The following is a 24,897-nucleotide window of genomic DNA, read 5'->3' on the forward strand; positions in this document are numbered from 1 at the left end:
GAAAGGAGTTTTGATATGACCGTATCCGAAGCCATTACCAAGTCCGGCATCACGCCCAGCGCGTCCTATACCGGCATTGAGACGGCGAACGATTTTGTGCTGGCGTTCCAGATCGAGAGCACCCAGACCAAGGAAAGCCAGTGGATCGTCTGCGCCGACCATGTGAAGGAGCATTCCGGCTCCCTGAACGCCACCACCGAGGATGCCCAGTACATCCGCACCGGCAACGTCACCGAAAAGACCGGCACCCAGCGTACCCTCGCCGTCAACGGCGACCGCTGTGTGGGCGATACTTTTCAGGATTTTGTGCTGAGCCACAAGATCGTGTACGGTACCGGCAGCGATATCATTGTGCCGTACATCTATTTCAGCCTGCGCACCGGCAAGGGCGAGAAAGGCAGCGCTGCCATCATCGTCACCAGCGACGTGGGCGGTGCAGCCGGTTCCAAGGCCACCTTTGCCTGCGACGTGAAGGCCATCGGCACGCCGGACGAGTTCACGTTTGCGGAGTGAAACGACGCAATGAAAGCCCCAGTGGGGCTTTTAAGTGACAGAGCGGTCTCGCATAGCGAGATGGAGGGGTCTCGCCCCGACAAGCTCGACTACAACCCCGACACCCAGTCCGCTGCGCCTGCCAAGGCCGTCAAGGGCTGATTTTTTTCAAATACAGTCCCCGCTCCATACCCGGAACGGGGATCTTTTATGCCCTGAACATCAGTAAGCGCCGGTGCAAGTCCGGCACAGGGCTCAAGAAAGGAGCCAGAACATGGTTATTTGTGGACAGGAATTTGAGTTTTCCCTGATGAACGCCAACGACCTTGACCGCTTTGAGGACGCCAACGAGCGGATGCAGCGCCGGAGCGCCGAGGAGTCGGAGCATTTCCAGCACGGCGGCATCCGTCTGGGCGACCATGCACGTGCACAGGCACGCATTGCCATGGACTGCATCGACGAGATGCTCGGTGCAGGCGCGTCCGACCGTCTGGGGCTTAACGAAAACTACATGGCACCCATCTATGACGTGATCGAGGAACTGGGCAATGCCTTCGCCGCCGAGAAACAGCGCTATACCGCCAGAGCCGCCCAGCCCATGAACCGGGAGCAGCGCCGCGCAGCGGCAAAGCAGCAGCGCAAACAGAAACCCGTGTCCCGCAGCGAGGGTTTCCACCCGCAGGTGGCAAGCCGCCCGGCGCAGCAGCCTATCACCCAGACCAACACTTTCTGGCCGGACACGGAAGCCGGGACCCGCCGCAAGACCGACCAGCTGATCAATGCCCGGCAGGCTGTGAATGCCCTGCGGGACGACCCCGACGCCATGCAGCAGCTGGCGGCATACGCACTGCAGATCGCCGCAGAGCGCCATGTCTGATCTGCTGCTGGACGAGCTGCCCACCCGGTGGCACGGACACGAGATTGATCCCGGATTTCCGGCCCATGGTCTGGCTGGTCAATACCTACGTGCGCGGCCAGACAGGAGATGACCCCCTCGGTTTTGCGGTCAGCGCCCTCTGGCGTTTTTACAAAGACCCACACTGTTTTCTGAATGACCCTCAGAAGATCATCGACGCCTACGGGTACATGATCGAGTTTTATAAGGCGGGCGAAAAAGCAGCCGAAAGCGCCGCAGCCGAAAGCAGTACCGCGCCCTCTTCCGGTCTTGCCTTCGACTACCAGTGTGATGCCGGTTACATCGTGGCGGCGTTCCAGCAGGCCTACGGCATCGACCTGACCCGGGAAAAGCTGCATTGGTTCCGGTTCCGGGCGCTGTTCGCGGCCCTGCCGGAGGAGACCCTCATGGCCAAGATCATGAGCTGGCGCACCATGGACCTGTCCGAGTACGAGGGCAGTATGCGTGCCCACTATGCCGACCTGCAGGAGCGCTTTGCCCTGCCTGCTGAGCTGAGAGGGGGTGCCGCCCGTGTCGTTTCGGTCGAAGAGCACGATGCTGCGTTCCTTGCGCGGTTCCGACATTAGCCGTGCCCCGGTGCCCTGCCCCTATTGCGGCCGGGCGCTGCCGGTGTGGGCAGAGCCGCACGCCACAGCTGCCGGCGTGTGGGTCAAATGCAAAAATCCCGCCTGTAAGCGGGAGGTAGAGATCAAGTTATAACAGCCTGTGCCCTTGTGCCCGCGCTCCGAATGAGAGGTGGACACAGTGGCAGATTTCAGCATCACCGGCGAAGTAAGGCTGAACAGCGACCCGGCCGAAAAAAGCACCAGTAAGTGGACGATAGCCGCCGGGCAGATGATCGCGGACTTTGCAAAACAGGCATCGTCTAAGCTGGCCGAGGTGGTCAAGAGCGGCGTGGATTACAACGCCACCATGGAAAGCTACCTGACCAACTTCAAGGTCATGCTGGGCAGCGAGGAAGCCGCCGCAACGAAGCTTTCCGAAATTCGCAAAATGGCGGCGTCCACGCCTTTCTCGCTGGACGACCTGACCAGCGGCACCCAGACCCTTTTGCAGTTCGGCATTGCGGCAGACGACACCACCGGCGTGCTGCAGCGGCTGGGCGATATCTCGCTGGGCAACGCCGAAAAGCTGCAGACCCTGACCCGCGCCTACGGCAAGATGTCCTCGGCCCAGAAGGTCACGCTGGAAAACGTCAACATGATGATCGATGCGGGTTTCAACCCGCTGAACCAGATTTGCGACGCCACCGGCGAGAGCATGTCCGACCTGTACAAGCGCATTTCGGATGGCAAGGTCAGCTTCAGCGAGCTGGAAGCGGCTGTGGAAGCCGCCACCAGTCAGGGCGGGCAGTTCTACAACGGTATGCTGGAAGCCAGCCAGACCTTCAGCGGGCGCATGTCCACCCTGAAGGATAATGTCAGCGCCCTGACCGGTGAGCTGACCAGCGGCCTGTTTGCGGCTCTGGGTGAGCTGGTGGTCAAGTTGAACGAGGTGGTGGTCTCCTTCCTCGACAGCGACGAGAAGATGGCCCAGCTCAAGGAGACCATCGGCATTGCGACGGCTGTTGTGGCCGCTGCCGGAACGGCATTCCTGACCTACAAGGGCTATGTGGCTACCGCTACTGCAATCGAAGTGATCCACACAGCCGCGACCACGGCCATGACCGCTGCTCACAAAGCCGCCGAAGCCGGGGCGACCGGTCTTGCAGTCGCACAGGCAGGTCTGAACGCGGTTCTCAAGGCGAACCCCATTGGTCTGGTGGTGTCCTTGCTGGCGGCTCTGGCGGCGGGTCTCGTAACGGCCTATAAGACCAGCGAGACCTTCCGCAATGCCGTCAACTCCGCATTTGCGTCTGTGAAAAAGATCGCACAGAACGCCATCGGCACGGTGGTGGACTGGATCAATGAGCTGGTCGCCAAAATCAGGGGCGCGGCGGCTGCACTGGCAAACCTGAAAAACGGTGTCGGTGCTGCAGCAGATGCTTATAACTCCGCCTACAACAACGCCATCAACAACTACAACAAGCGCAAGAACGCGAAACAGTGGGACAGCTCCCACAAAGACCTCGAATGGGACGATGACAACGGATGGGTCCCGAAGGGCACAAGCAGCTCCGGCAACGGCAGCAGCCGTGCCGGGAGCCAGACAGCCGCGAACCCCTACCCGGCCATCACCAGCGGAGCCAAGAAGGCCAGCAAGGCCACGAAGCAGGCCGCCGCAGAAGTCGTCAAGTCCATCTCGGACACCACGACCGAAATCGACGGCAAGATCACCCGCACCACCGAAAACATCACCGAAACGCTCTCCAACGGCAAGACACAGCAAAAGCAGGTCATCACCGAGACTTCCCGGCAGATGGTGGACGGCGTGCTGAAAGATGTCAAGACCATCACGGAAGTGGCGGCAAACGGCACCAAGACCGTCAAGCAAACCATGGAGACGGTGCGGGAGACCGCCAAGACGGTCACTTCCACCTTCGAGACGCTGGCAGACGGGGTCAAGACCACCACCCAGACCGTCACCGAGACCCTGACCGACGGCACCCAGACCCAGAAGCAGGTCATCACCGAGACCTACGACGACGTGGTGGACGGTGCCCTCGTGACGGTGGAGCGGGTCAAGACCCTTGCCGCAGACGGCACTGTGCAGGTGGCCGAGAAAATCAAAAAGTCCAGCGCGGACACCTTCGACGGCCTGTGGAAGGAGCTACAGGACAGCGCCAACACCGGCGTGCTGGGCACCTTCGATGACCTGTACACCGCCGTCAAGAATCAGGACTGGCTGAGCATCGGCAAATGGGTGGCAAGCACCATCTACGGCGGTCTGACTGCCGACCAGAAGAAGCAGGTCAATGACTTTGCCCTTGGCATCGTGACTAAGCTCAACAAAGCGCTGGGCGGTGCCCGGGACAAGCTGGTGCAGGGAGCCATCGACCTTGGCGGGCAGATCGTGAACGGCCTGACCGGCGGCTTTGGGGAGGTCTGGCAGCAGGCGCAGGGCCTCGGCTCCACTCTGCTGAACATTTTCAACGGCCTGAAAGACCCGCTGCAGGCGGTGGCTCTCGCCATCAGCAAGGGCCTGAGCGGCGGCTTTCTCTCCTGTATGCCCGAGTATCCTCATGGGCGCGGGCAGCGTGATCGTGGCCATCAGCTCGGCCTTTACCGGGATGCTGGAAACCATCGGCGCGGTGCTGACCGGCTTCGGCATCCCCACCGGACCCGCTATGATTATTGCGGGCGTGGCGCTGGTGGCCGCGATCGCAGGCATCGTGGCTGCCCTCGGCGTGTCTTTCAGCAAGAAAGGCTCGTCCGGGCGCGGCGGCTCTTCCGGCGGGTCCTCCGGCTCCGGCAGCATGGGCAGCGTGGACATCACCACCGGCACCGGCAGCCTTGAGGACGCCATCAACGCCAACACCTTGGCGTTGAAGAAAACGAACGCCGCCCTTGCCGACATGATCCGGCAGGCGGGAGCGCTGGTGCTTTCCGACAACATGCGCCTCGGCTCCACCGTGGCCGCGTCCGGCACCGCACAGGTGGTGTCCGCCGCAAACAGCTACCACCGGGAGGGCGACACCAAAATCATCCAGAACTTTTACAACGGCCACGACACCGCCGCCGCACAGCAGCGGGAAGCCCGCTGGGAGGCCGACAAGGCCAAGGCCCGCAAACGATGAAAGGAGGACACTGTGCTCTTTAAAGACCATCTCAAGATCGTGACAGATGCCGGTGCCGTCCTGCATCTGGGCTGGGACTACGATACACCTTACTTTCTCGACCCGCTCAACGGCATCGACGTGGATCTGCAGACCGCGCAGGGCATCCATCAGGTCGGGGCAACCGTGGAGGGGCAGAGCGTCTCCGGCGTGTCCCGCACCCTGTCGGTCGTGTTCTGGGGCAGGGATGCGTTGACCCGTGCAAGAGCTTTTACCAAAAAGCTGCCCTACTTCACCAAAGGCACCCTCTATTTTGGCGACCACTATTTCACCCGCTTCGTGCTGCAAAAACTGCCTTATTTTTCCAGCTACACGCCGCAGCCGCGCTGTTCGCTCATGCTCTACAGCGAGAAACCCTATTGGTACGATCTGAACGCCGTCAGCAGCGTGCTGGGCGGGTACGAAAAGGCGTTCAGTTTCCCCGTCTGCTACGACAGCCACATCTACGGCATCAAGCGGGACGGCACGGCGGCGGTGCTGCGCAACGACGGTTCGCTGCCGGTGCCCTTCACGGCCACCCTGCGGTGCGACATGCCGGTGACCCACCCCAAGGTGGTGGACCTGCAGACCGGGGCCTTCATCGGCTTTGACCTGACCCTGCAGCCGGACGAGACGCTGGACATTTACCGCAGCACCTCTGACCGGCTGGCCTGCACCCTGACCCGGGCAGGCGTGACCGAGAACATCTTCTCCAAGCTGGACGAGGACAGCACCCTCACCGAACTGCAGCCCGGCGATAACGTGCTGAGTATGCAGGCGGAGAACGGCTCCGGCTACCTGCAGGCATCCGTCAGCTTTTACCCGATGGAGGCGGGCATCCTGCCCGAACCGCTATGAGACTGGACGTTTTGGACGCAGACACCCTTGCCCGCGTGGGTTATGTAAAAGTATGGCACTCCCTTTACTGGGACAGTCCTTACTACTCCGAGGGAAGCTTCACGCTGGAGGTGCGGCCCACCGAAGAAAATTTGCGACTTCTGCGGGAAGGCCGGTGGCTGGTGCGCAGCGACGAGAACCCCCGCATCCCCATGCGCATCTGCTCCCGCTCCAACCAGAACGAGGACGCGAATTTGGTCGTGAGCGGCTACCCGGCAACGTGGCTGCTGACCAAGCGGGTGTCTGCGGTGAGCATCAAGAACCAGAACGCCGAAGCCGCCATGCGCAGCCTTGTGAGTACCGCAAAGCCGTGGCCCCGCCTTGAGCTGGGCACCGAGTACGGCTTTGACACGGTCTTTGCCAAGCAGACCTCCGGCGGCACGGTGTTCGACTACTGCCAGACCATCGGACAGGCCTGTGATCTGGGGTTCCGCATCGTGCTGGACGGCAAGGACAGCAAGAAAAAGCTGCTCTTCGAGTGCTTCCGGCCCACCTTCGACCGGAACCGCAGATACAGCCCCCAGTGGGGCAATCTGCTAAATTCCGGGTGGAGCTTTGCCGACACCGACTACGCCAACGTGGCCCTTGTGCAGGGCGCAGGCGAGGGCGATAAGCGGGCCACCGTCTGGGTGGGTGACGTGGACGCCACCGGCTCCGATCGGCGGGAAATGTACATCGACGCCCGGGACGTGCAGCCGGAGGACGGCGAGACCAGCACCAGCCAGAGCTATCTGGAAAAGCTGGCTGACCGGGGCGGCGAGAAGCTGCTGAGCCAGCTGCGCACCGGGTCCATCGAGTTTGACGTGAACGACGACACCCTGCAGGTGGGCGATGTGCTGAGCGCCAGCCTGCCCCAGCTGGGCTACACCGCCATGGTGCGGGTAGCCGACATCATCACCCAGAGCGAGGACAGCGGCACCACCCGCACCATCCGGCTGGGCACGCCCACATGGCACAAGACCTGAAAGGAGGACTTATGGCTGATATCATTACTTATCCCGAAAACGGCGTCGTCTACGACGCCGACGACGCTTCGGGCTTCCTCTCCACCCGCCTGAGCGGCGTATACAGCGCCGAGGAGGATTTTGCCGTCACGGCACAGGGCGGCCTGAGCGTGCAGGTGAGCGCCGGTCAGGCATGGGTGCGCCCGGCGCGGTTCAAGGGCCGCAGCATCATCATGGAGCAGCCCACCACCGTGGTGCTCACCGAAGCGGACCCTGTGCGCAGCCGCATTGACCGTGTGGTTCTGCGCTACGACGCCGCCGCCAAAAAGACCAGCCTGCAGGTGCTGGACGGCACGCCGGACTCCGCTGCCCCTGCGGCCCCGGAAATCTCCCGCACCGAGCTGGTCTATGACCTCTGCCTTGCCGAGATCAGACGCCCCGCAGGCAGCACTTCCGTCACCGCCGCCGACATCACCGACACCCGCGCGGACGAGACCGTCTGCGGCGTCATGCGGGACGGCGTGACCGGCATCCCCACCGGCACTTTGGTGCAGCAGTTTCGAGCTGTCATTGACGCACTGAAAGGGGAAGCCGCCGATAAGCTTGGCTACTACCCCGTGGGCAGCATCTACCAGAGCACCGACCCCACCAGCCCCGCCGCACTGTTCGGCGGCAGCTGGGAAGAGATTGCCTCCGAGCGGGTTCTGATGGGTGCGTCCAGCACCCACGCAGCAGGCACCACGGTGAAAGCCGGTCTGCCGAACCTCAAGGGCTCATCCTCTGGTGTGGCGAGCACAGCATACCCAAATGTATCTAACAGTGGCGCTCTTTCTATAAGCACAAACAATGGCGGTTTGGCTGGTTACGAAGGCGGTTCATACGGCAGTAATTGCACCGTATCTTTTGATGCGTCCAAGTCCAACGCTATCTACGGACGCAGCACCACCGTGCAGCCCGCCGCCTACTATGTGCACATCTGGCACCGCGTGGCCTGAGAAAGGAGGTTTTGAGCGATGATCCCTGTGACATTTGACACTGTGGCAACATTGCAGTTTGGCAGTGAGGGTCACCCAACCAGTCTGCACTTTGCTATCCCGGAAGAGTGGAAAACCTGCAAAATCAGACTCCACCTGCGGCGCAGCGACGGTAGCTTTGTGCCCCCGATGCAGCTGGACGAAAATGGGTGCGTAAAAGTAGACCGCAGTGACTCCGGCAAGACCGGCGGACAGTGGATGCTGTCGGCTGAAAGTCCTGACGGAAAAGTATCTTACTCGCGAATCGGCAAATATGTGACCCCCATGGAGGTGACACAATGAAGATCATTGACGAGACCGGCACGGTCGTGGGAAACCCCGACCTGACACTGGGCTACCTGACCGACGACACCCAGCCGCTGGAGCACCCGGCGCAGGAGGCCGTGGCAGAGGTGGCCCACTACGAGACGGTGGCCGAATACCCCAGCGGCGGCAGGGACGTGCAGCGGGTGGTGGATGTGCCGGGCGTACCGGCAAAGCCCGCGTAGACCGAGCAGCTGCCCATTAAAAGGTACATCCGCTACACCGCCGAAGAGCTGGCCGCGCAGGAGGAAGAGCGCAAAAAGGCCGAAGCCCGGGAGAAGCTGCCGGAGACGGTGGCGGCGCTGCAAAAAGAAAACGACGATATTATTTTGATGATGGCTGATTTGATTGGAGGCTGATTTTTATGAAAACCCTGAACGCACTCAAAATTCGCATTATGACCCGCGCTTTCAAAATCCGCATTGCCGCCGGTGAAGTCTTTGAAAACATCGCCGCCGACTACCCGTCCCTGACCACGGACGATCTGGAAGCCATCAAGGCAGAGCTGGAGAAGTAAAGGAGTAAGCGATGGAAAAGACCATCATGGACGTGAGCCGCCATCAGGGCGTCATCGACTGGGCAAAGGTCAAGGCGTCCGGCAAAATCGGTGGCGTCATGATCCGCGCCATGGGCAACAGCGCCGAGGGTCTGCCAAGCAAGCCCTACACCGACCCGCAGTTTGCCCGTAACTACGCCGAGTGCAAGCGGCTGGGCATCCCATGCGGCGTGTATGGCTATTTCAAGGCAGCCGATCGGGAGCAGGCCGACAAGGAGCTGGCCTATTTCAAGAAGCTGCTCACCGGCAGGAGCTTTGAGCTGCCTGTGGCGGTGGACATTGAGGACGAGGTGCAGAAGCCGCTGGGCAAGGCCGCACTGACCAACCTGACGGCTCACATGCTGAGCACGGTGGAAAGCTGGGGCGTGTACGCCATGCTGTACACCGGTTTGTGGTTCGGCAGTACCTTCCTCTACATGGGCGGTGCAGAGCTGAAGCCCTACGACGTGTGGCTGGCCGCCTACCGCACGAGGAAGCCCGCGCCCGGCTGGCCGTTCGGCATGTGGCAGTACACCAGCGCTGCCCGCGTGCCGGGGGTGAGCACTAATGTTGACATGAGCCACGCATACAAGGACTACGCTGCTATTATCAAGCGTGCCGGTCTGGGCGCGGTGAAAGGGGTGTGACCGATGGCGAGTATTCTTGCTGCCGCAGGCATTCCGACGGCGGTGCTGGGGCTTCTCGTCTGGCAGCTGAAGCGGCGCATCGAGCGTCAGGAAGCACGGCAGGAAGCCGCAGAGAAAGCCCGTGAGGAGTTCGAGAACGAACCTGTACGAAAGCTCCCTCGCCGCAATCGCGCTGGGAGAAGCCACCGCCAAAGCCGTGCAGCGCATCCCGGACGCACACTGTAACGGCGATATGCACGCCGCCCTCGACTACGCGGCCGAGGTAAAGCATAAGCAGCGCGATTTTGTCGCCAAGCGCGGCATCAGCGCGATTATCAACTGAGAGAAAGGGATCTGACCATGGAAGCAGTATTGACTAATATCTTGAACGTTGTCCCCGGCTGGCTTGCCCTCGTCCTGATGCTGGGCGGCTTTGCCTTTTACGTCCTCGGTGCCATCCGGTTGGGCTACGGCGCGACCGTCCGCCCGCTGGTGCTTGACCTGATCGAGCGCGCCGAGCATGAGATCCAGGGCACCAAGCGCGGTGCTGAACGCAAAGCATGGGTGGCGGCAAAGCTGCGCGCTGCGCTGGACGCCAGCAAGTTCGGCGGGCTCTTCAGCTGGGCGATCACCGACGAGACCATCGGCAGGGTCATCCAGTTCTGCTTTGACAGGGCGAAGGATGTTGTAGGAAAACAGTAAACTCAATACATAGCAGCAGCCCCGGGGAGCCTGACGGTTCCTCGGGGCTGTTTTTGCGCTTCATGTGTTACTAATTCGATAACGTGTTTCTAATTTGTTACTAAATACCGTCGAAATTGTCAAATTTGCAGCAACCAAAGCAATGAATTTTCTCGTGAAGTCGGGCTATTTCGGAGTGTACAAGCCACTAAAAATATGCTATTATAAAGGGTAGATTTTTACTCCTTCTGTCTGCAAACGCGGGACGAAGGGAGTTCGTTCATGATAAGGAGAACCATATGAAAGAACGCGCTTACCCTGTGTATACTGTCAACAAACACGCCGAGGACCTGCTGGTGGGCGGGCATCCATGGGTGTACGAGAACGACATCCTCAATTCCCCGGAAAATGAGCCGGAAAACGGCACTCTGGCCGATGTGGTCAGCACCAAGGGTTCCTACCTTGGCACCGGCTTCGTTTCGCTCAAGAGCAAGATCCGCGTGCGGCTGATCTCCCGCAATGCCAACGACACCTTTGATGCAGCCTTCTGGCGCCGCCGGGTGGAATATGCATGGAACTACCGCAAAACCGTGCTGGAACCCGCAGACCTTTCTGCCTGCCGCGTCATTTTTGGCGAGGCCGACCAGTTCCCCGGGCTGACGGTGGACCGGTTCAGCAACATCCTTGTCACCCAGACCCTGAGCGTGGGCATGGAAAAGCTCAAGCCCATCCTCTTCCCCATTCTGGCAGAAGTCCTGCGCGCCGACGGCCAGACCATCGATGGCATCTACGAGCGCAACGATGAGGCTCTGCGAGCCAAGGAAGGTCTTGAGCAGAACAAAGGCTGGTTTGAGCTGCCCGGTGAGACTCATCCGGCAAGCACCCAGACCGAGATCTGCGAGAACGGCGTTTACTACCATGTGGACTTCGAGAATGGGCAGAAGACCGGCTTCTTCCTTGACCAGAAGTACAACCGCCGGGCTGTGGCACGCCTTGCCGCAGGCCACACCGTGCTGGACTGCTTTACCCATACCGGCAGCTTTGCACTGAACGCCGCTGCGGGCGGCGCTGCCCGTGTGACCGCCGCCGACATCAGCGCCGAGGCCATTGCCATGGCGCAGCGCAATGCCCAGCGCAACGGTCTGACCAATATGGACTTTTTGTGCGAGGACACCTTTGAGCTGCTGCCGAGGCTGGAAAAAGAGGGGCACCCCTACGATTTTATCATTCTGGACCCGCCGGCCTTTACCAAGGCGCGCCGCACCGTAGAAAACGCCATGCGCGGCTACAAGGAGATCAACTACCGCGCCATGAAGCTGCTGCCCCGCGGCGGCTATCTGGCAACTGCCAGCTGCTCCCACTTTGCCACCGAGGAGCTGTTCATCAAGATGCTGCGTGCAGCGGCAAAGGATGCGCACCGCCAGCTGCGGCAGATCGAAGTGAAGCAGCAGGCTCCGGATCACCCGATCCTGTGGGGCGTGCCGGAAACGAATTATCTGAAGTTCTTCCTCTTTCAGGTGATTTGACGATTTGAATGCCCTCCGTTTCACTCTGGGCATCTTCAGCGGAAATTTTATTTTTAATGTTTGAGCTTCCGGAAAATCTGCGGATTTTCCGGAAGCTCTTTTTCACGAAGCGGGGCCGTAGCGGGCAATGGCACCGTATATTAAAAACACATTTTCACCAGAAGGGACCCCATCGGGTAAATGCATCTTTTTGCTGCGCTGCCTGAACCCTCTCAGTCAAAGCCTGACGGCTTTGCCAGCTCCCCCGAGGGGGGGAGCTTTATGAGCAGGAACGGAAAACAACAATCTTTTCCGATGATGAATAAACTTACCCGGCAGCTGGATAAAAGCTCGCCCTTCGGGAGAGCTGGCATTGCGCAAGCAATGACTGAGAGGGTTTTTCCCATCAGGCGGAGAGGGTTCGTTCTCTTAAAAAGTCATACCAAGTGCGGATGCTCCAAAAATGCCGGAAGCTGCTTGTGCAGAATCGTCAGATTTGTCAATTGCCTTTTTGCCCGGCAGCGGCTATAATCAAACCATAGACAGCAACGGCGCTGTGGGTCACCTCCTGACTCGCAGCGCTGTTTTTGTTAAGAAGCTTTCGTATTTCTGGGCGCGGCATTGCGGCAGACCAGAATGCAGACGAAAGGGCAAGAAAAATAAGATCAAGTAAGGAGTAGGATTTATGGCAGCGAATGTTATGGAAATCTACGGCAGCAAGGTCTTTAACGAACATGTGATGAAGGAGCGCCTGCCGAGCGCAACCTATAAGAGCCTGAAGAACACCCTGCACAAGGGTGCTCCGCTGGACATTGAGGTGGCAAACGTTGTGGCCAGCGTGATGAAGCGCTGGGCCATGGAGCTGGGTGCCACCCACTACACCCACTGGTTCCAGCCGCTGACCGGCATCACCAGTGAGAAGCACGATGGCTTTGTTTCCCCTGTGGGCGACGGCACCGCCATCATGGAGTTCTCCGGCAAGGAGCTGGTGCGCGGCGAGCCCGATGCATCTTCCTTCCCCTCCGGCGGTCTGCGCGCCACCTGCGAGGCCCGTGGCTACACTGCATGGGACCCCACCAGCTACGCATTCGTGAAGGATGATGTGCTGTGCATCCCCACCGCATTCGTCAGCTACACCGGCGAGGCTCTGGATAAGAAGACCCCCCTGCTGCGTTCCATGAACGCACTGTCCAATCAGGCGATCCGTATCCTGAAGCTGTTCGGCAAGGATGTGGATTACGTCTCCACCACTGTCGGCCCCGAGCAGGAGTACTTCCTTATTAAGAAGGAGGATTACGAGGCCCGTCAGGATCTGATCCTCACCGGCCGCACCCTGTTCGGTGCTCCCTCTGCCAAGGGCCAGGAGCTGGAGGAGCATTACTTCGGCGTTATCCGTCCCGAGGTGTCTGCGTTCATGAAAGAACTGGACGAGGAGCTGTGGAAGCTGGGCGTACCTGCCAAGACCAAGCACAACGAGGTAGCCCCCTGCCAGCATGAGCTGGCCCCCATCTACGATACCACCAATGTGGCCATCGACCACAACCTGCTGACCATGGAGATGATGAAGAAGATCGCTCCCAAGTACGGTCTGGTCTGCCTGCAGCATGAAAAGCCTTTTGAGGGCGTCAACGGCAGCGGCAAGCACAACAATTGGTCCCTGTCCACCACCGAGGAGAACCTGCTGGATCCCGGTGACACCCCCATGGAGAACCTGCAGTTCCTGGTGTTCCTGGCCGCAGTCATCAAGGCTGTGGACGAGTACGCCGACCTGCTGCGGACCTCTGTGGCCACTCCCGGCAACGATCACCGTCTGGGTGCAAACGAGGCACCTCCGGCCATCATCTCCATCTTTGTGGGCGAGGAGCTGGAGGCTGTCATTGACGCCATTGCCTCCGATTCTCCCTACGCCGGCCCCACCAAGATGAAGATGGACCTGGGTGTGGACGTGCTGCCCAAGTTTAGCAAGGACACCACCGACCGCAACCGCACCTCCCCCTTTGCCTTTACCGGCAACAAGTTCGAGTTCCGGATGCCCGGTTCTTCTCAGAACCTCAGCGACTGCGATACCATCCTGAACACCGCTGTGGCCAAGGAGCTGAAGGGCTACGCCGACGAGCTGGAAGGTGCTGAGGACTTTACCAGTGCCGCCATCGCTTTGGTCAAGCGCACCATCCGGGACCACCGCCGGGTCATCTTCAACGGCAACGGCTACACCGCCGAGTGGGAGGCCGAGGCTGCCAAGCGTGGCCTGCCCAACATGAAGAACACTCCTGCTGCCCTGCCGGCCCTCATCGACCCCAAGAACATCGCCCTGATGGAAGAGTTCGGGGTGCTGACCAAGGTGGAGATGCACAGCCGCTACGAGGTGGAGCTGGAGCACTACTCCAAGATCATCAACATCGAGGCTCTGACCATGCTGGAGATGGCCCGCAAGCAGCTGCTGCCTGCCGTCAACTCCTACATGAGCGAGCTTGCCAATACCGCCGCATCCAAGCTGGCCGTCAGCGAGAACATCAGCGTGCGCAGTGAGACCAAGACCCTGACCAAGCTCTCTGCCGATGCCGATGCTATGAGCGACGCCGTCGATACCCTGCAGGATGCAGTGGATGCTTCCAAGGCATTGCCCACCGAGGCAGAAAAGGCCGTTGCTTTCCACGACAACGTGCTGCCTGCAATGGATGCTCTGCGTGCCGCTGCGGACGACGCCGAGACCATCTGCGGTGAGGATTATTGGCCTCTGCCCAGCTACAGCAAGATGCTCTACTACGTCTGATCTTTCATCAGCGTAACAGCAGAATAGCATCCGTAGGCTGCGGAATTTAAAATTGCCATTCTCCTTTTCCTATTTCTTACACCAGCCTAAAGACCTGCTCCCATTTTGAGGGCAGGCCTTTAGGCGTTTTATTTGAAAGGGAAACCATTATGAGCTATTCGACCCAACAGGACATCCTTGATTTTGTGGAGGACAACAACGTCAAATTTGTGCGCTTTGCCTTCTGCGATATCTTTGGCACTCAGAAGAACATCGCCGTGCTGGCAAACGATCTGCCCAAAGCTCTGGAAGACGGTGTCTGCTTCGACGGCAGCTCCATTGCCGGCTTCATGAAGGTGGAGGAAAGCGACCTTGTGCTGCGGCCGGATCTGTCCACCGTGACCATTCTTCCCTGGCGCCCTACCGAGGGCCGGGTGATGCAGTTCTTCTGTGATGTGGAAAAGCCGGACGGCCAGCCCTTTGGCGGCAACTGCCGCGGCTTTCTGCGCAGCGTGAACCGCAAATTCAAAAAGCTGGGCATCACCTGCAACGTGGGCGCAGAGTGTGAGTTCTACCTGTTCGAGAATGATCAAATCGGGGCCGCCCCACCCGTATCCCCATCGACTTTGGCGGCTACTTTGACGTGGCCCCGCTGGACGCAGGCGAGAACCTCCGCCGGGACATCTGCCTGACCATGGAGCAGATGGGCATGAGCCCTCAGCACAGCCATCACGAAAGCGGCAACGGCCAGAACGAGATCGACTGCCACCACGCAGGCCCCCTCAAGACCGCCGACAATGTGATGATGTTCAAGCAGATCGTGCGCGCCATTGCCACCCGCAGCGGCATCCACGCAAGCTTCCTTCCCAAGCCCCTGCCGGATCAGGCGGGCAGCGGCCTGCACATCAACCTGTCCCTTTACATGGATGGCCGTAACCTGTTTGAGGGCGACATTGCCCCGGACAGCATTGCAGGCAGCTTTATGGCCGGCGTGCTGGCCCACAGCCGGGAGCTGACCGTGTTCACCAACCCTCTGCCCAACAGCTATCAGCGCTTTGGCTGCGATGAAGCGCCCCGCTATGTGAGCTGGAGCCGCCAGAACCGCAGCCAGCTGGTGCGCATCCCGCAGGTAAAGGGCGACAACTGCCGCATGGAGCTGCGCAGCCCGGACCCTGCCTGCAACCCCTATCTGGCCATTGGTCTGGTGCTGGCTGCCGGATTGGACGGCATTGAGAACCGCATGGTGCTCTCTGCCCCCGTGAACAAGAATCTGTTCGACCCCTCCATGGCTGAGGGGCTCGGTCTTGAGACTCTGCCCGCCAGCCTGGAGGAGGCTGTACAGGCCGCGGAGGAGAGCGAATTTTTGCGCAGAGTGCTGCCCGAGCAGCTTGCCACCCGGTACTTCACCGAGGAGCTCAAGCGCTGTGAAGCACTGAAACATGCGTCCGACCCTGCTGAATACGAGCGCACCCATTACTTCAACGCCATCTGACCCCTGCAAAAAAGAGTGTGTAGGAGAAAGGAGCGAAGGAAATGGGACGTGCACTGATCGTAAGTGCCGGTGCAAGCTCCAACGAGTATATCGCTGCACGGCTGACCGAAATGGGCTACAGCCGCCCGGTGATCATTCCCAGCGGAGCCGAAGCCCGGCGGCGCATGACGGAATCGGATTTTGAGCTGATCGTAGTCAACTCTCCCCTGCCCGATGAATTCGGGCATGAGGTGTGCATCAATGCTGTGGAAAAAACAGATGCCGGCGTTGTGTTTCTGGTCAAAGCCGCACAGGCTGAGCAGCTGCTGGGCCCTTTGAGCGATCAGGGGGTATTGCTGCTGTCAAAGCCCTTCAGCACTGCCCTTTTTGTGCAGGCCATGCACATGGCAGCGGCCGGCAATCACCGGTTGCTGCGTGCCCGGCAGGAAAACGCCCGCTTACAGGAAAAGATCGCACAGGTGCGGCTGGTCAGCCGTGCAAAGTGCTGCCTTGTGGAGCATGAGCACATGACCGAAGCCGAAGCACACCGCTACATAGAAAAGCAGGCCATGGATACCCGTCGTGACCGCACAGAAATTGCACAGGAAGTCCTTGAAAATTATGAGGACATGGGTGTATAATATTGGATTGGGAAAAGTATCCTTGCTTTCACCGGCTCATTTTTGGAGAGGCAGAGAGCAAGACCGTTTGCCTGAAAGAATTTACAAAGGTTTATAAGGGAAAGAATTCAGAAAAGCAAAAATAGAGGAGGAAATCCTATGGCAGAGAAACAAACCAAATTCATCTTTGTCACCGGCGGTGTCGTTTCCGGTCTGGGCAAGGGCATCACGGCCGCATCGCTGGGCCGTTTGCTCAAGTGCCGCGGTCTGAAGGTGGCCAGCCAGAAGCTGGACCCCTATGTGAACGTAGACCCGGGTACCATGAGCCCGCTGCAGCACGGCGAAGTGTTCGTGACGGATGACGGTACCGAGACCGATCTGGATCTGGGCCACTACGAGCGCTTCATCGACGAGAACCTGAACAAATACTCCAACCTGACCACCGGCAAGGTGTACTGGAACGTGCTGAACAAGGAACGTCAGGGTGCATACCTGGGCCAGACCGTGCAGATCATCCCCCACATCACCAACGAGATCAAGAGTTATATCTACAATCTGGCTTCCTCCACCGAGGCTGACGTGGTCATTACCGAGATTGGCGGCACGACCGGTGATATCGAAAGCCAGCCCTTCCTCGAGGCCATCCGTCAGGTGGGTCTGGAGCAGGGCCGTGACAACTGCTGCTACATCCATGTGGTGCTGGTGCCCTACATTTCCGGCTCGGACGAATACAAATCCAAGCCCGCACAGCACTCTGTGAAAGAGCTGCAGGGCATGGGTGTGAATCCCGACATTATCATCCTGCGTGCGGACGGCAGCGTGGGCGGCGATATCCGCCGCAAGATCAGCACCTTCTGCAATGTGAAGCCTGAGTGTGTGATCGAGAACCTGACCATGCCCAGCCTGTATCAGTGCCCGCTGATGCTGCACACCGGTGGTCTGGACGACGTCGTGGTGAAGAAACTCAAGCTGGACGTTCCTCCTGCCGACCTGACCGAGTGGAAGCAGGTGGTGTCCCGCATTGCCACCCGCAGCAAGACCTGCAGCATTGCACTGGTGGGCAAGTACGTCAAGCTGCATGATGCTTATCTCTCTGTGATGGAGAGCCTGTATCACGCCGGTTTTGAGAACGATAGTCAGGTAGAGATCCGCTGGGTGGAGAGTGAGGACCTGACCGATCAGGCCGCCTGCCGGGAGGCCTTTGCAGATGTGGACGGCATCATCGTGCCGGGCGGTTTCGGCGACCGCGGCATTGAGGGCATGATCCAGGCTGCACAGTATGCCCGCGAGAACCATGTTCCCTACTTCGGCATCTGCCTTGGCATGCAGATCATGGTGATGGAATTTGCCCGGGGCGTTCTGGGCTACAAGGACGCCAATTCCAGCGAGTTCACTCCCGATGGCAAGCACAATGTGATCGCACTGATGGCTGACCAGCAGGGCAACATTCCCAAAGGCGGCACCATGCGTCTGGGTAAATATCCCTGCAAGGTTGCACCCGGCACCAAGATGGCCGAATGCTACGGCGAGGCCGAGATCTGGGAGCGCCACCGCCACCGCTACGAGTTCAACAACGAATTCCGTCAGGAAATGCAGGATGCCGGTCTTGTCATTTCCGGCACCAGCCCGGACGGTCGTCTGGTGGAGACTGTGGAGCTGCCCGGCCGTGACTTCCATTTGGGCGCACAGTTCCATCCGGAGTTCAAGAGCCGTCCCAACCGCGCTCACCCGCTGTTCAAGGCCTTTATCGCTGCTGCGCTCAAGTTTCGCGCCAGCGAGCAGCGCAGCCTGCTGCACATGTAAAGCCTCCAATAAATGAGGGTCGCTGCGGCAAAACAGCCCCTCAAGAATACCTTGCACAAAACCCGGAACCCTTTCAAAGTCAAATGACTCAGAGGGCCCCGGGTTTCTTTTGGTTTTATATATGGCTGACAACAAGGTTGAAAAGCCCCGCTTCAAGATGGCCATCGATAGACTGCGGGTCCGTTCTGGTGGCGGATAGCATATTTATTTTCTGCTCAGGGGCCACCTACCGGATTCTATTTTTATTACTGCTTTTGTTTTATTGCTGATAAACCTCTCTGTTCCTAGAATGTGGTTGGCAAACCCACACTCTATTCTACAGAGAGGTTTCTCTTTGTCTAGGGCTAAAGCCGTTTTTATTCCACCAGCTTAGCTGGTGGTTTTTCTTCACTCAAGTTCTTAACAACAAGAATGCCCTCTGAAAAACTTACCGTTTCTCAGAGGGCATTCTCATGTCTCTTTTTATGAATAATCGCCTGATAGTATCAAAGCAGTATCACAGAGCCTTTTGACTCTCAAAATATTGCATTGCATCAATACTTTTCAGGGTTTGCAGATTACTCGAGCTCGATCGTTGCCGGCGGTTTGCCGGTGCAATCGTAGAACACGCGGTTCACATGCTTGACTTCATTGACGATGCGGCTAGTGACAGTGCCCAGAACATCCCAAGGCATATTGTAGCTCTCGGCAGTCATAAAGTCGGTGGTGGTCACAGCACGCAGCGCCACAGCGTAATCATAGGTGCGCTCGTCGCCCATGACGCCCACACTGTGCATGTTGGTCAAGGCTGCATAGTACTGGCTGATTTCCTTATCCAGACCAGCCTTTGCGATCTCTTCGCGCCAGATGGCATCGGCGTCCTGCACGATAGCCACCTTCTCCGGGGTCACCTCGCCGATGATGCGGATGCCAAGGCCCGGGCCGGGGAACGGCTGACGGCTGACCAGATATTCGGGCAGGCCCAGCTCACGGCCGGCCTGACGCACTTCATCCTTGAACAGGTTGCGCAGCGGCTCCACCAGCTCCTTGAAGTCCACGGTGTCGGGCAGACCGCCTACATTGTGGTGGCTCTTGATAACGGTAGACTCGCCGCCCAGACCGCTCTCGACCACGTCAGGGTAGATCGTACCCTGTGCGAGGAAGTCCACCTTGCCGATCTTCTTGGCCTGCTCTTCAAACACACGGATGAACTCTTCACCAATGATCTTACGCTTGCGTTCCGGCTCCGTGACGCCAGCCAGCTTGCTGAAATAGCGCTCACGGGCATCTACACAGATAAAGTTGATATCAAAGCCATTGGCATTGCCCGGGCCGAAGACCGCGCAGACCTCTTCCTTCTCGTTCTTACGCAGCAGACCGTGGTCCACGAACACACAGGTCAGCTGCTTGCCGATGGCCTTCGCCAGCATAGCTGCCAGAACGGAGGAATCCACGCCGCCGGACAGGGCGCACAGCACCTTGCCATCGCCGATGCTCTCACGCAAGGCCTTGACATTGTTCTCCACAAAGGAATCCATCTTCCAGTCGCCGGTGCAACCGCAGACGTTGTACACGAAGTTGCGCAGCATCTTTTTGCCTTCCGCAGTGTGCAGCACTTCCGGGTGGAACTGAACTGCGTACAGGCCCTTTTCCTCGTTCTCTGCCGCAGCTACAGGGCAGTTGACCGTGTGGGCTGTGATCTTAAAGCCCGGGGCCGCCTGCTCAATGTAGTCGTTGTGGCTCATCCAGCAGATGGTGGACGGCTGTACATCCGTGAACATTTTACTGTTATTGTCCACGAACACCTCCGTCTTGCCGTACTCACGCTCCGGTGCACGACAGACATGACCGCCCAGCAGATGCATCATCAGCTGGCTGCCATAACAGATGCCCAGCACAGGCACACCCCATGTAAAGATCTCCGGGTCGATCGTGGGAGAATCCTCCAGATAAACGCTGTTGGGGCCACCGGTGAAGATGATGCCCTTGGGGTTCTTTGCCTTGATGACCGACAGCTCGGTTTTATAGGAATAGATCTCACAGTAGACATTGTTCTCGCGGACACGGCGTGCGATCAGCTGATTGTACTGGCCGCCAAAATCCAGCACGATAACAGTTTCATGCTGCATGATATTCTCTCCTCCCTTATCCATTCAATGTGTTTCTACAGATAGCTTTAGTATAGCACATCTGCCAAATAAAAGCGACATCATTTGTGAATTTTCCTGTATTTATTTTTTCACCGGATGCCGCAGCACCGTTTTCAGTGTCCCCGGTGCAGCACGGCGAGGATCGCTCAGATAAATTTCGTGGTGGAAGCGTGTCTCTGAAAAATCAAGCCTATACCCCTGCTCTACGGCAAAGGCATCCATCTGCGCCAGCGTTTTCGGTTCTTCATCATAAGGGCCGATATGCAGGCACTGAATACAAAGTCCCTCGTCATAGGTCAGAAATTCCGCCTTGGAAAAATCCTTTTTCTTTTTTGCCGTTGCTTCCTGTACGGCCCAATCAAACGCTTCCGGCGTCACAAATTCTGGCAGTCGGATCATGGATGTCCACTCAAATGTTTCTTTATGTGCATAGTCAACGCCATCCACGCCCTTCTGATGCCACAAGCCCTCCAACGGTGGAACCACATATTCAAAATAGCCGTCCATCTTGTGGCTGCCCTTATAGCTCATTTTGATGGTGAAAGCAATGCCGTACAGCACTCCCATAGCCTCCTGATAGGCTCCACCCGGAGCATTCGGGTCGCCCTTGCCGTGCACTGCCACAAAATTCATACGCGGTATCGTAATCAGATGCGGTTTTTTCGGCGGGAGATAAAATTCCCTGTACTCTTTCTTATAATCAAACGGCATTACTCTTCACCCCTTCCAGAAGTTCTCGCTGCCTCTTTTTGCCGAATCCTCTCAGCACCAGCCGATAGGACTTTTCCAGCATTTCCTTTTTCAGTATACCAGAACAACCTTGTTTTGTAAACAAAAAGTTGTGGCATGCTACAAAAAAAATCCTCTGCCCTTACGGACAGAGGATCCAAAGTAAAAAGAGACCTTCCCACTCTCCGGAATGGGAAGGTCTCTCGTAAGTTTAACCTTTAGCCTCAGGAAAGGCGCGAAGGGTCAAAATCACTCAATGATCTTGCCGACAACGCCAGAACCAACGGTACGGCCACCCTCACGGATAGCGAAACGCAGGCCCTCTTCCATAGCAACAGGGGTCAGCAGCTCAACGTGCATCATGACGTTATCGCCGGGCATGCACATCTCAGTGCCTTCGGGCAGAGTGATGATACCGGTCACGTCGGTGGTGCGGAAGTAGAACTGAGGACGATAGTTGGAGAAGAACGGAGTATGACGGCCGCCTTCGTCCTTGGTCAGAACGTACACCTGAGACTCGAAGGTCTTGTGGGGGTGCACGGAACCGGGCTTAGCCAGAACCTGACCACGCTCGATCTGGGTACGATCAACACCACGCAGCAGAGCGCCGATGTTATCGCCAGCCTCAGCGAAGTCCAGAGACTTACGGAACATCTCCAGACCGGTGATGGTGGTGCTCAGACGATCGGGCTTGATACCGACGATCTCCATAGCATCGCCAACCTTAGCAATACCACGCTCAACACGACCGGTTGCAACGGTACCACGGCCAGAAATGGTCATGACATCCTCGATGGGCATCAGGAAGGGCTTGTCTTCCTCACGATCGGGGTTGGGGATATAGGTGTCAACAGCGTCCATCAGCTCCTTGATGCAAGCATACTCGGGAGCATTGGGATCGGTGGAGGTAGACTCCAGAGCCTTCAGAGCGGAACCACGAATGATCGGGGTATCGTCGCCCGGGAAGTCGTACTCGCTCAGCAGCTCACGAATCTCCATCTCGACCAGATCCAGCAGCTCTTCGTCGTCGACCATATCGCACTTGTTCATGAACACGACGATATAGGGCACGCCGACCTGACGAGCCAGCAGGATGTGCTCACGGGTCTGGGGCATGGGACCATCGGTAGCAGCAACGACCAGAATAGCGCCGTCCATCTGAGCAGCACCAGTGATCATGTTCTTAACGTAGTCAGCATGGCCCGGGCAGTCAACGTGAGCATAGTGACGAGCTTCGGTCTGATACTCAACGTGAGCGGAGTTGATCGTGATACCACGAGCACGCTCCTCAGGAGCCTTATCGATGTTGGCATAGTCCATGAAGTCTGCGTCGCCCTTCAGAGCCAGGTACTTGGTGATAGCGGCGGTCAGAGTGGTCTTGCCGTGGTCAACGTGACCGATGGTGCCGATGTTCACATGCGGCTTAGAACGGTCGAACTTTGCCTTTTCAGCCATTGGAATATCCTCCCTTAATTTAGGTTTTGATATTTGGTTACAACAACCCTGCAAGATGCAGACATTGCATTGCAAGGCTATTCTACTAAATTTGTCCTGTAAAATCAAGTGCTTTTACAGGAAATTTTGCCGGAGTTACACTACCCCGGCAAAATCTTTATCCATTTTTCAGGAATCAGCCCTTGGTGCGGCCAGCAATGATCTGGTCAGCAATGTTCTTGGGCACCGGCTCGTAGTGAGACGGCTCCATGACATACTGGCCACGACCCTGAGTCTTGGAACGCAGGTCAGTAGCGTAGCCGAACATCTGAGCCAGAGGCACAAATGCATTGACACGCTGAGTACCGGCCATAGCCTCCATGCCCTGGATCTGACCACGGCGTGCATTCAGGTCGCCGATAACATCGCCCAGATACTCATCGGGAACGATAACTGCAACCTTCATGATGGGCTCGGTGATGATCGGATCAGCCTTGCGCATAGCATCCTTGAATGCCATAGAACCAGCAATGGAGAAGGCCATTTCAGAGGAGTCGACCTCATGATAAGAACCATCCCACAGGGTGACCTTGACATCAACGACAGGATAACCAGCCAGAACACCGGACTTCATAGCACCCTGGATACCATTGTCGATAGCCGGGATGTATTCCTTCGGGATGGCACCGCCAACGATGGCGTTGACGAACTCGTAACCCTTGCCGGGCTCGTTGGGCTCGATCTTGATCTTAACATGACCGTACTGGCCCTTACCACCGGACTGACGTGCGTACTTGGTCTCCTGGTTGGCCTCTTTGCGGATGGTCTCACGGTAAGCAACCTGGGGTGCACCCACATTTGCTTCAACCTTGAACTCACGCAGCAGACGGTCAACGATGATCTCCAGATGCAGCTCGCCCATACCAGCGATAATGGTCTGACCGGTCTCTTCGTCGGTGTAGGTCTTGAAGGTCGGATCCTCTTCGGCCAGCTTTGCCAGCGCGATGCCCATCTTCTCGTTGCCGGCCTTGGTCTTAGGCTCGATGGCAACGCGGATAACAGGCTCGGGGAACTTCATGGACTCCAGAATGATGGGATGATTCTCATCACACAGAGTGTCACCGGTGGTGGTGTTCTTCAGACCGACAACAGCAGCGATATCACCTGCATAGCAGCAGTCGATATCCTTGCGGTGGTTAGAATGCATCTGCAGGATGCGGCCCATACGCTCCTTGCTGTCCTTCACGGAGTTGTAGACAGTGGTACCTGCCTCAACCTTACCGGAGTAAACACGGAAGTATGCCAGCTTACCAACGAACGGGTCGGTAGCGATCTTGAAGGCCAGAGCTGCGAAGGGAGCGTCGTCGGAAGACGGACGGGTCTCCTGCTCTTCGGTCTCAGGATTCACACCCTTGATGTCCTCGACATCGGTAGGTGCGGGCATATAGTCAACGATAGCGTCCAGCAGCTTCTGCACGCCGCGGTTCTTGTAGGAAGAGCCACAGGTCACAGGCACCAGAGTGTTGGCGATGGTCTCCTTGCGGATCGCAGCCTTCAGCTCGGCACGGGTGATTTCCTCGCCCTCGAGGTACTTCTCCATCAACTCTTCGTCGTTCTCGGCAACAGCCTCGACCAGAATGTTGTGGTACTCCTCGGCCTGCTCACGCATATCCTCGGGGATGGGCTCAGTGCGCATGTCGTTGCCCATGTCGTCGTAGTAGACCTCAGCGTTCATATCGACCAGGTCAACGATACCGCGGAAGGTATCCTCCTGACCGATGGGCAGCTGGATTGCCACGCCGTTTGCGTGCAGACGATCGTGCAGCATCTTGATGCAGCGGAAGAAGTCAGCACCCATGGTATCCATCTTGTTGACGTACACCATGCGGGGGACCTTGTACTCGTCAGCCTGACGCCAGACGGTCTCAGACTGAGGCTCGACACCGCCCTTAGCAGCCAGAACGGTCACAGAACCGTCCAGCACGCGCAGGGAACGCTGAACCTCAACAGTGAAGTCCACGTGGCCCGGAGTGTCGATGATGTTGATGCGGTGACGGTTCTTCTTGAATGCAACCGGATCCTTCTGGGTCTCAGAGTGGCTCCAGTAGCAGGTGGTAGCAGCGGAAGTGATGGTGATACCACGCTCCTGCTCCTGAACCATCCAGTCCATGGTAGCGCCGCCATCATGAACTTCGCCGATCTTATGATTGATGCCGGTGTAGTACAGAATACGCTCGGTAGTCGTAGTCTTACCAGCATCGATATGGGCCATAATGCCGATATTTCTCGTCATCTGAAGAGAAACTTCTCTGGGTGTAGCCATGAAATTAAC

23 protein-coding genes and 1 pseudogene are annotated in these 24,897 nt (G+C 58.0%); 20 read left to right on the top strand and 4 right to left on the bottom strand.

What is annotated here, in order from left to right:
* Positions 1 to 15: 15 nt before the first annotated feature.
* The 20 genes and pseudogenes from ACKXF7_RS13405 to ACKXF7_RS13500 all read left to right on the top strand — a co-directional run bounded on the left by ACKXF7_RS13405 (position 16) and on the right by ACKXF7_RS13500 (position 18,273).
* Positions 16 to 513 carry a phage tail tube protein gene (locus ACKXF7_RS13405; protein WP_423741586.1) on the top strand — a complete coding sequence of 166 codons (498 nt, stop codon included), beginning with the start codon at positions 16 to 18 and terminating at the stop codon, positions 511 to 513.
* Between the two features lie 253 nt (positions 514 to 766).
* Complete coding sequence (locus ACKXF7_RS13410) at positions 767 to 1,369, top strand: hypothetical protein (protein ID WP_423741587.1); 603 nt, start codon at positions 767 to 769, stop codon at positions 1,367 to 1,369.
* A 44-nt stretch (positions 1,370 to 1,413) separates the two neighbouring features.
* Positions 1,414 to 1,974 carry a Gp15 family bacteriophage protein gene (locus ACKXF7_RS13415; protein ID WP_423741588.1) on the top strand — a complete coding sequence of 187 codons (561 nt, stop codon included), beginning with the start codon at positions 1,414 to 1,416 and terminating at the stop codon, positions 1,972 to 1,974.
* Positions 1,975 to 2,152: 178 nt separating this feature from the next.
* Positions 2,153 to 4,804 carry a tape measure protein gene (locus ACKXF7_RS13420; RefSeq protein ID WP_423741589.1) on the top strand — a complete coding sequence of 884 codons (2,652 nt, stop codon included), beginning with the start codon at positions 2,153 to 2,155 and terminating at the stop codon, positions 4,802 to 4,804.
* Entirely contained in the window at positions 4,773 to 5,084 is a 312-nt protein-coding gene (locus ACKXF7_RS13425) for a hypothetical protein (RefSeq protein WP_423741590.1), read from the top strand. The genes ACKXF7_RS13420 and ACKXF7_RS13425 overlap by 32 nt, the downstream gene beginning before the upstream one ends.
* A 12-nt stretch (positions 5,085 to 5,096) precedes the next feature.
* The gene (locus tag ACKXF7_RS13430; protein WP_423741591.1) at positions 5,097 to 5,960 is read left to right on the top strand and encodes a phage distal tail protein; all 864 of its coding nucleotides are present in this window, start codon (positions 5,097 to 5,099) and stop codon (positions 5,958 to 5,960) included.
* Positions 5,961 to 5,971: 11 nt separating this feature from the next.
* A complete protein-coding gene (locus ACKXF7_RS13435; RefSeq protein WP_423741592.1) occupies positions 5,972 to 6,964 on the top strand; it encodes a siphovirus ReqiPepy6 Gp37-like family protein in 993 nt (330 codons plus the stop codon).
* Between the two features lie 11 nt (positions 6,965 to 6,975).
* Positions 6,976 to 7,938, top strand: coding sequence for a phage baseplate protein (locus tag ACKXF7_RS13440; protein WP_423741593.1), 963 nt, complete (start codon positions 6,976 to 6,978; stop codon positions 7,936 to 7,938).
* Positions 7,939 to 7,956: 18 nt separating this feature from the next.
* The gene (locus tag ACKXF7_RS13445) at positions 7,957 to 8,259 is read left to right on the top strand and encodes a hypothetical protein (RefSeq protein ID WP_423741594.1); all 303 of its coding nucleotides are present in this window, start codon (positions 7,957 to 7,959) and stop codon (positions 8,257 to 8,259) included.
* Positions 8,256 to 8,465: a hypothetical protein gene (locus tag ACKXF7_RS13450; protein ID WP_423741595.1), complete on the top strand. Its 210-nt coding sequence runs from the start codon at positions 8,256 to 8,258 to the stop codon at positions 8,463 to 8,465. The genes ACKXF7_RS13445 and ACKXF7_RS13450 overlap by 4 nt, the downstream gene beginning before the upstream one ends.
* A 179-nt stretch (positions 8,466 to 8,644) precedes the next feature.
* On the top strand, positions 8,645 to 8,797 hold the full coding sequence (locus tag ACKXF7_RS13455) for an antitoxin (protein WP_423741596.1): 153 nt from the start codon (positions 8,645 to 8,647) through the stop codon (positions 8,795 to 8,797).
* Positions 8,798 to 8,808: 11 nt separating this feature from the next.
* Positions 8,809 to 9,462: a GH25 family lysozyme gene (locus ACKXF7_RS13460; protein WP_423741597.1), complete on the top strand. Its 654-nt coding sequence runs from the start codon at positions 8,809 to 8,811 to the stop codon at positions 9,460 to 9,462.
* 121 nt (positions 9,463 to 9,583) lie between these two features.
* Entirely contained in the window at positions 9,584 to 9,784 is a 201-nt protein-coding gene (locus tag ACKXF7_RS13465) for a hypothetical protein (RefSeq protein ID WP_423741598.1), read from the top strand.
* 17 nt (positions 9,785 to 9,801) lie between these two features.
* Positions 9,802 to 10,143 (top strand): hypothetical protein, encoded by a 342-nt coding sequence (locus tag ACKXF7_RS13470; protein WP_423741599.1) that lies wholly within the window; start codon positions 9,802 to 9,804, stop codon positions 10,141 to 10,143.
* Positions 10,144 to 10,421: 278 nt separating this feature from the next.
* A complete protein-coding gene (locus tag ACKXF7_RS13475; RefSeq protein ID WP_423741600.1) occupies positions 10,422 to 11,648 on the top strand; it encodes a class I SAM-dependent rRNA methyltransferase in 1,227 nt (408 codons plus the stop codon).
* Positions 11,649 to 12,090: 442 nt separating this feature from the next.
* On the top strand, positions 12,091 to 12,300 hold the full coding sequence (locus ACKXF7_RS13480; protein ID WP_423741601.1) for a hypothetical protein: 210 nt from the start codon (positions 12,091 to 12,093) through the stop codon (positions 12,298 to 12,300).
* A gap of 12 nt (positions 12,301 to 12,312) precedes the next feature.
* Positions 12,313 to 14,400, top strand: coding sequence for a glutamine synthetase III (locus ACKXF7_RS13485; protein ID WP_423741602.1), 2,088 nt, complete (start codon positions 12,313 to 12,315; stop codon positions 14,398 to 14,400).
* A gap of 149 nt (positions 14,401 to 14,549) precedes the next feature.
* Positions 14,550 to 15,871: pseudogene (locus tag ACKXF7_RS13490) on the top strand (glutamine synthetase family protein).
* Positions 15,872 to 15,912: 41 nt separating this feature from the next.
* Complete coding sequence (locus ACKXF7_RS13495) at positions 15,913 to 16,491, top strand: ANTAR domain-containing response regulator (protein WP_339394719.1); 579 nt, start codon at positions 15,913 to 15,915, stop codon at positions 16,489 to 16,491.
* Positions 16,492 to 16,629: 138 nt separating this feature from the next.
* Positions 16,630 to 18,273: a CTP synthase gene (locus ACKXF7_RS13500; RefSeq protein ID WP_339394718.1), complete on the top strand. Its 1,644-nt coding sequence runs from the start codon at positions 16,630 to 16,632 to the stop codon at positions 18,271 to 18,273.
* Positions 18,274 to 18,830: 557 nt separating this feature from the next.
* Here the strand turns inward: ACKXF7_RS13500 and guaA are convergent.
* The 4 genes from guaA to fusA all read right to left on the bottom strand — a co-directional run bounded on the left by guaA (position 18,831) and on the right by fusA (position 24,888).
* Positions 18,831 to 20,381, bottom strand: coding sequence for a glutamine-hydrolyzing GMP synthase (gene guaA, locus ACKXF7_RS13505; RefSeq protein ID WP_423741603.1), 1,551 nt, complete (start codon positions 20,379 to 20,381; stop codon positions 18,831 to 18,833).
* Positions 20,382 to 20,483: 102 nt separating this feature from the next.
* Complete coding sequence (locus ACKXF7_RS13510; protein ID WP_339394708.1) at positions 20,484 to 21,113, bottom strand: GyrI-like domain-containing protein; 630 nt, start codon at positions 21,111 to 21,113, stop codon at positions 20,484 to 20,486.
* A gap of 267 nt (positions 21,114 to 21,380) precedes the next feature.
* Positions 21,381 to 22,586 (bottom strand): elongation factor Tu, encoded by a 1,206-nt coding sequence (gene tuf, locus ACKXF7_RS13515; RefSeq protein WP_348583667.1) that lies wholly within the window; start codon positions 22,584 to 22,586, stop codon positions 21,381 to 21,383.
* 175 nt (positions 22,587 to 22,761) lie between these two features.
* Entirely contained in the window at positions 22,762 to 24,888 is a 2,127-nt protein-coding gene (gene fusA / locus ACKXF7_RS13520) for an elongation factor G (RefSeq protein ID WP_348583668.1), read from the bottom strand.
* Positions 24,889 to 24,897 lie beyond the last annotated feature (9 nt).

This window comes from Faecalibacterium sp. 7, from assembly GCF_049562865.1.
Lineage (GTDB): Bacteria > Bacillota > Clostridia > Oscillospirales > Ruminococcaceae > Faecalibacterium > Faecalibacterium wellingii.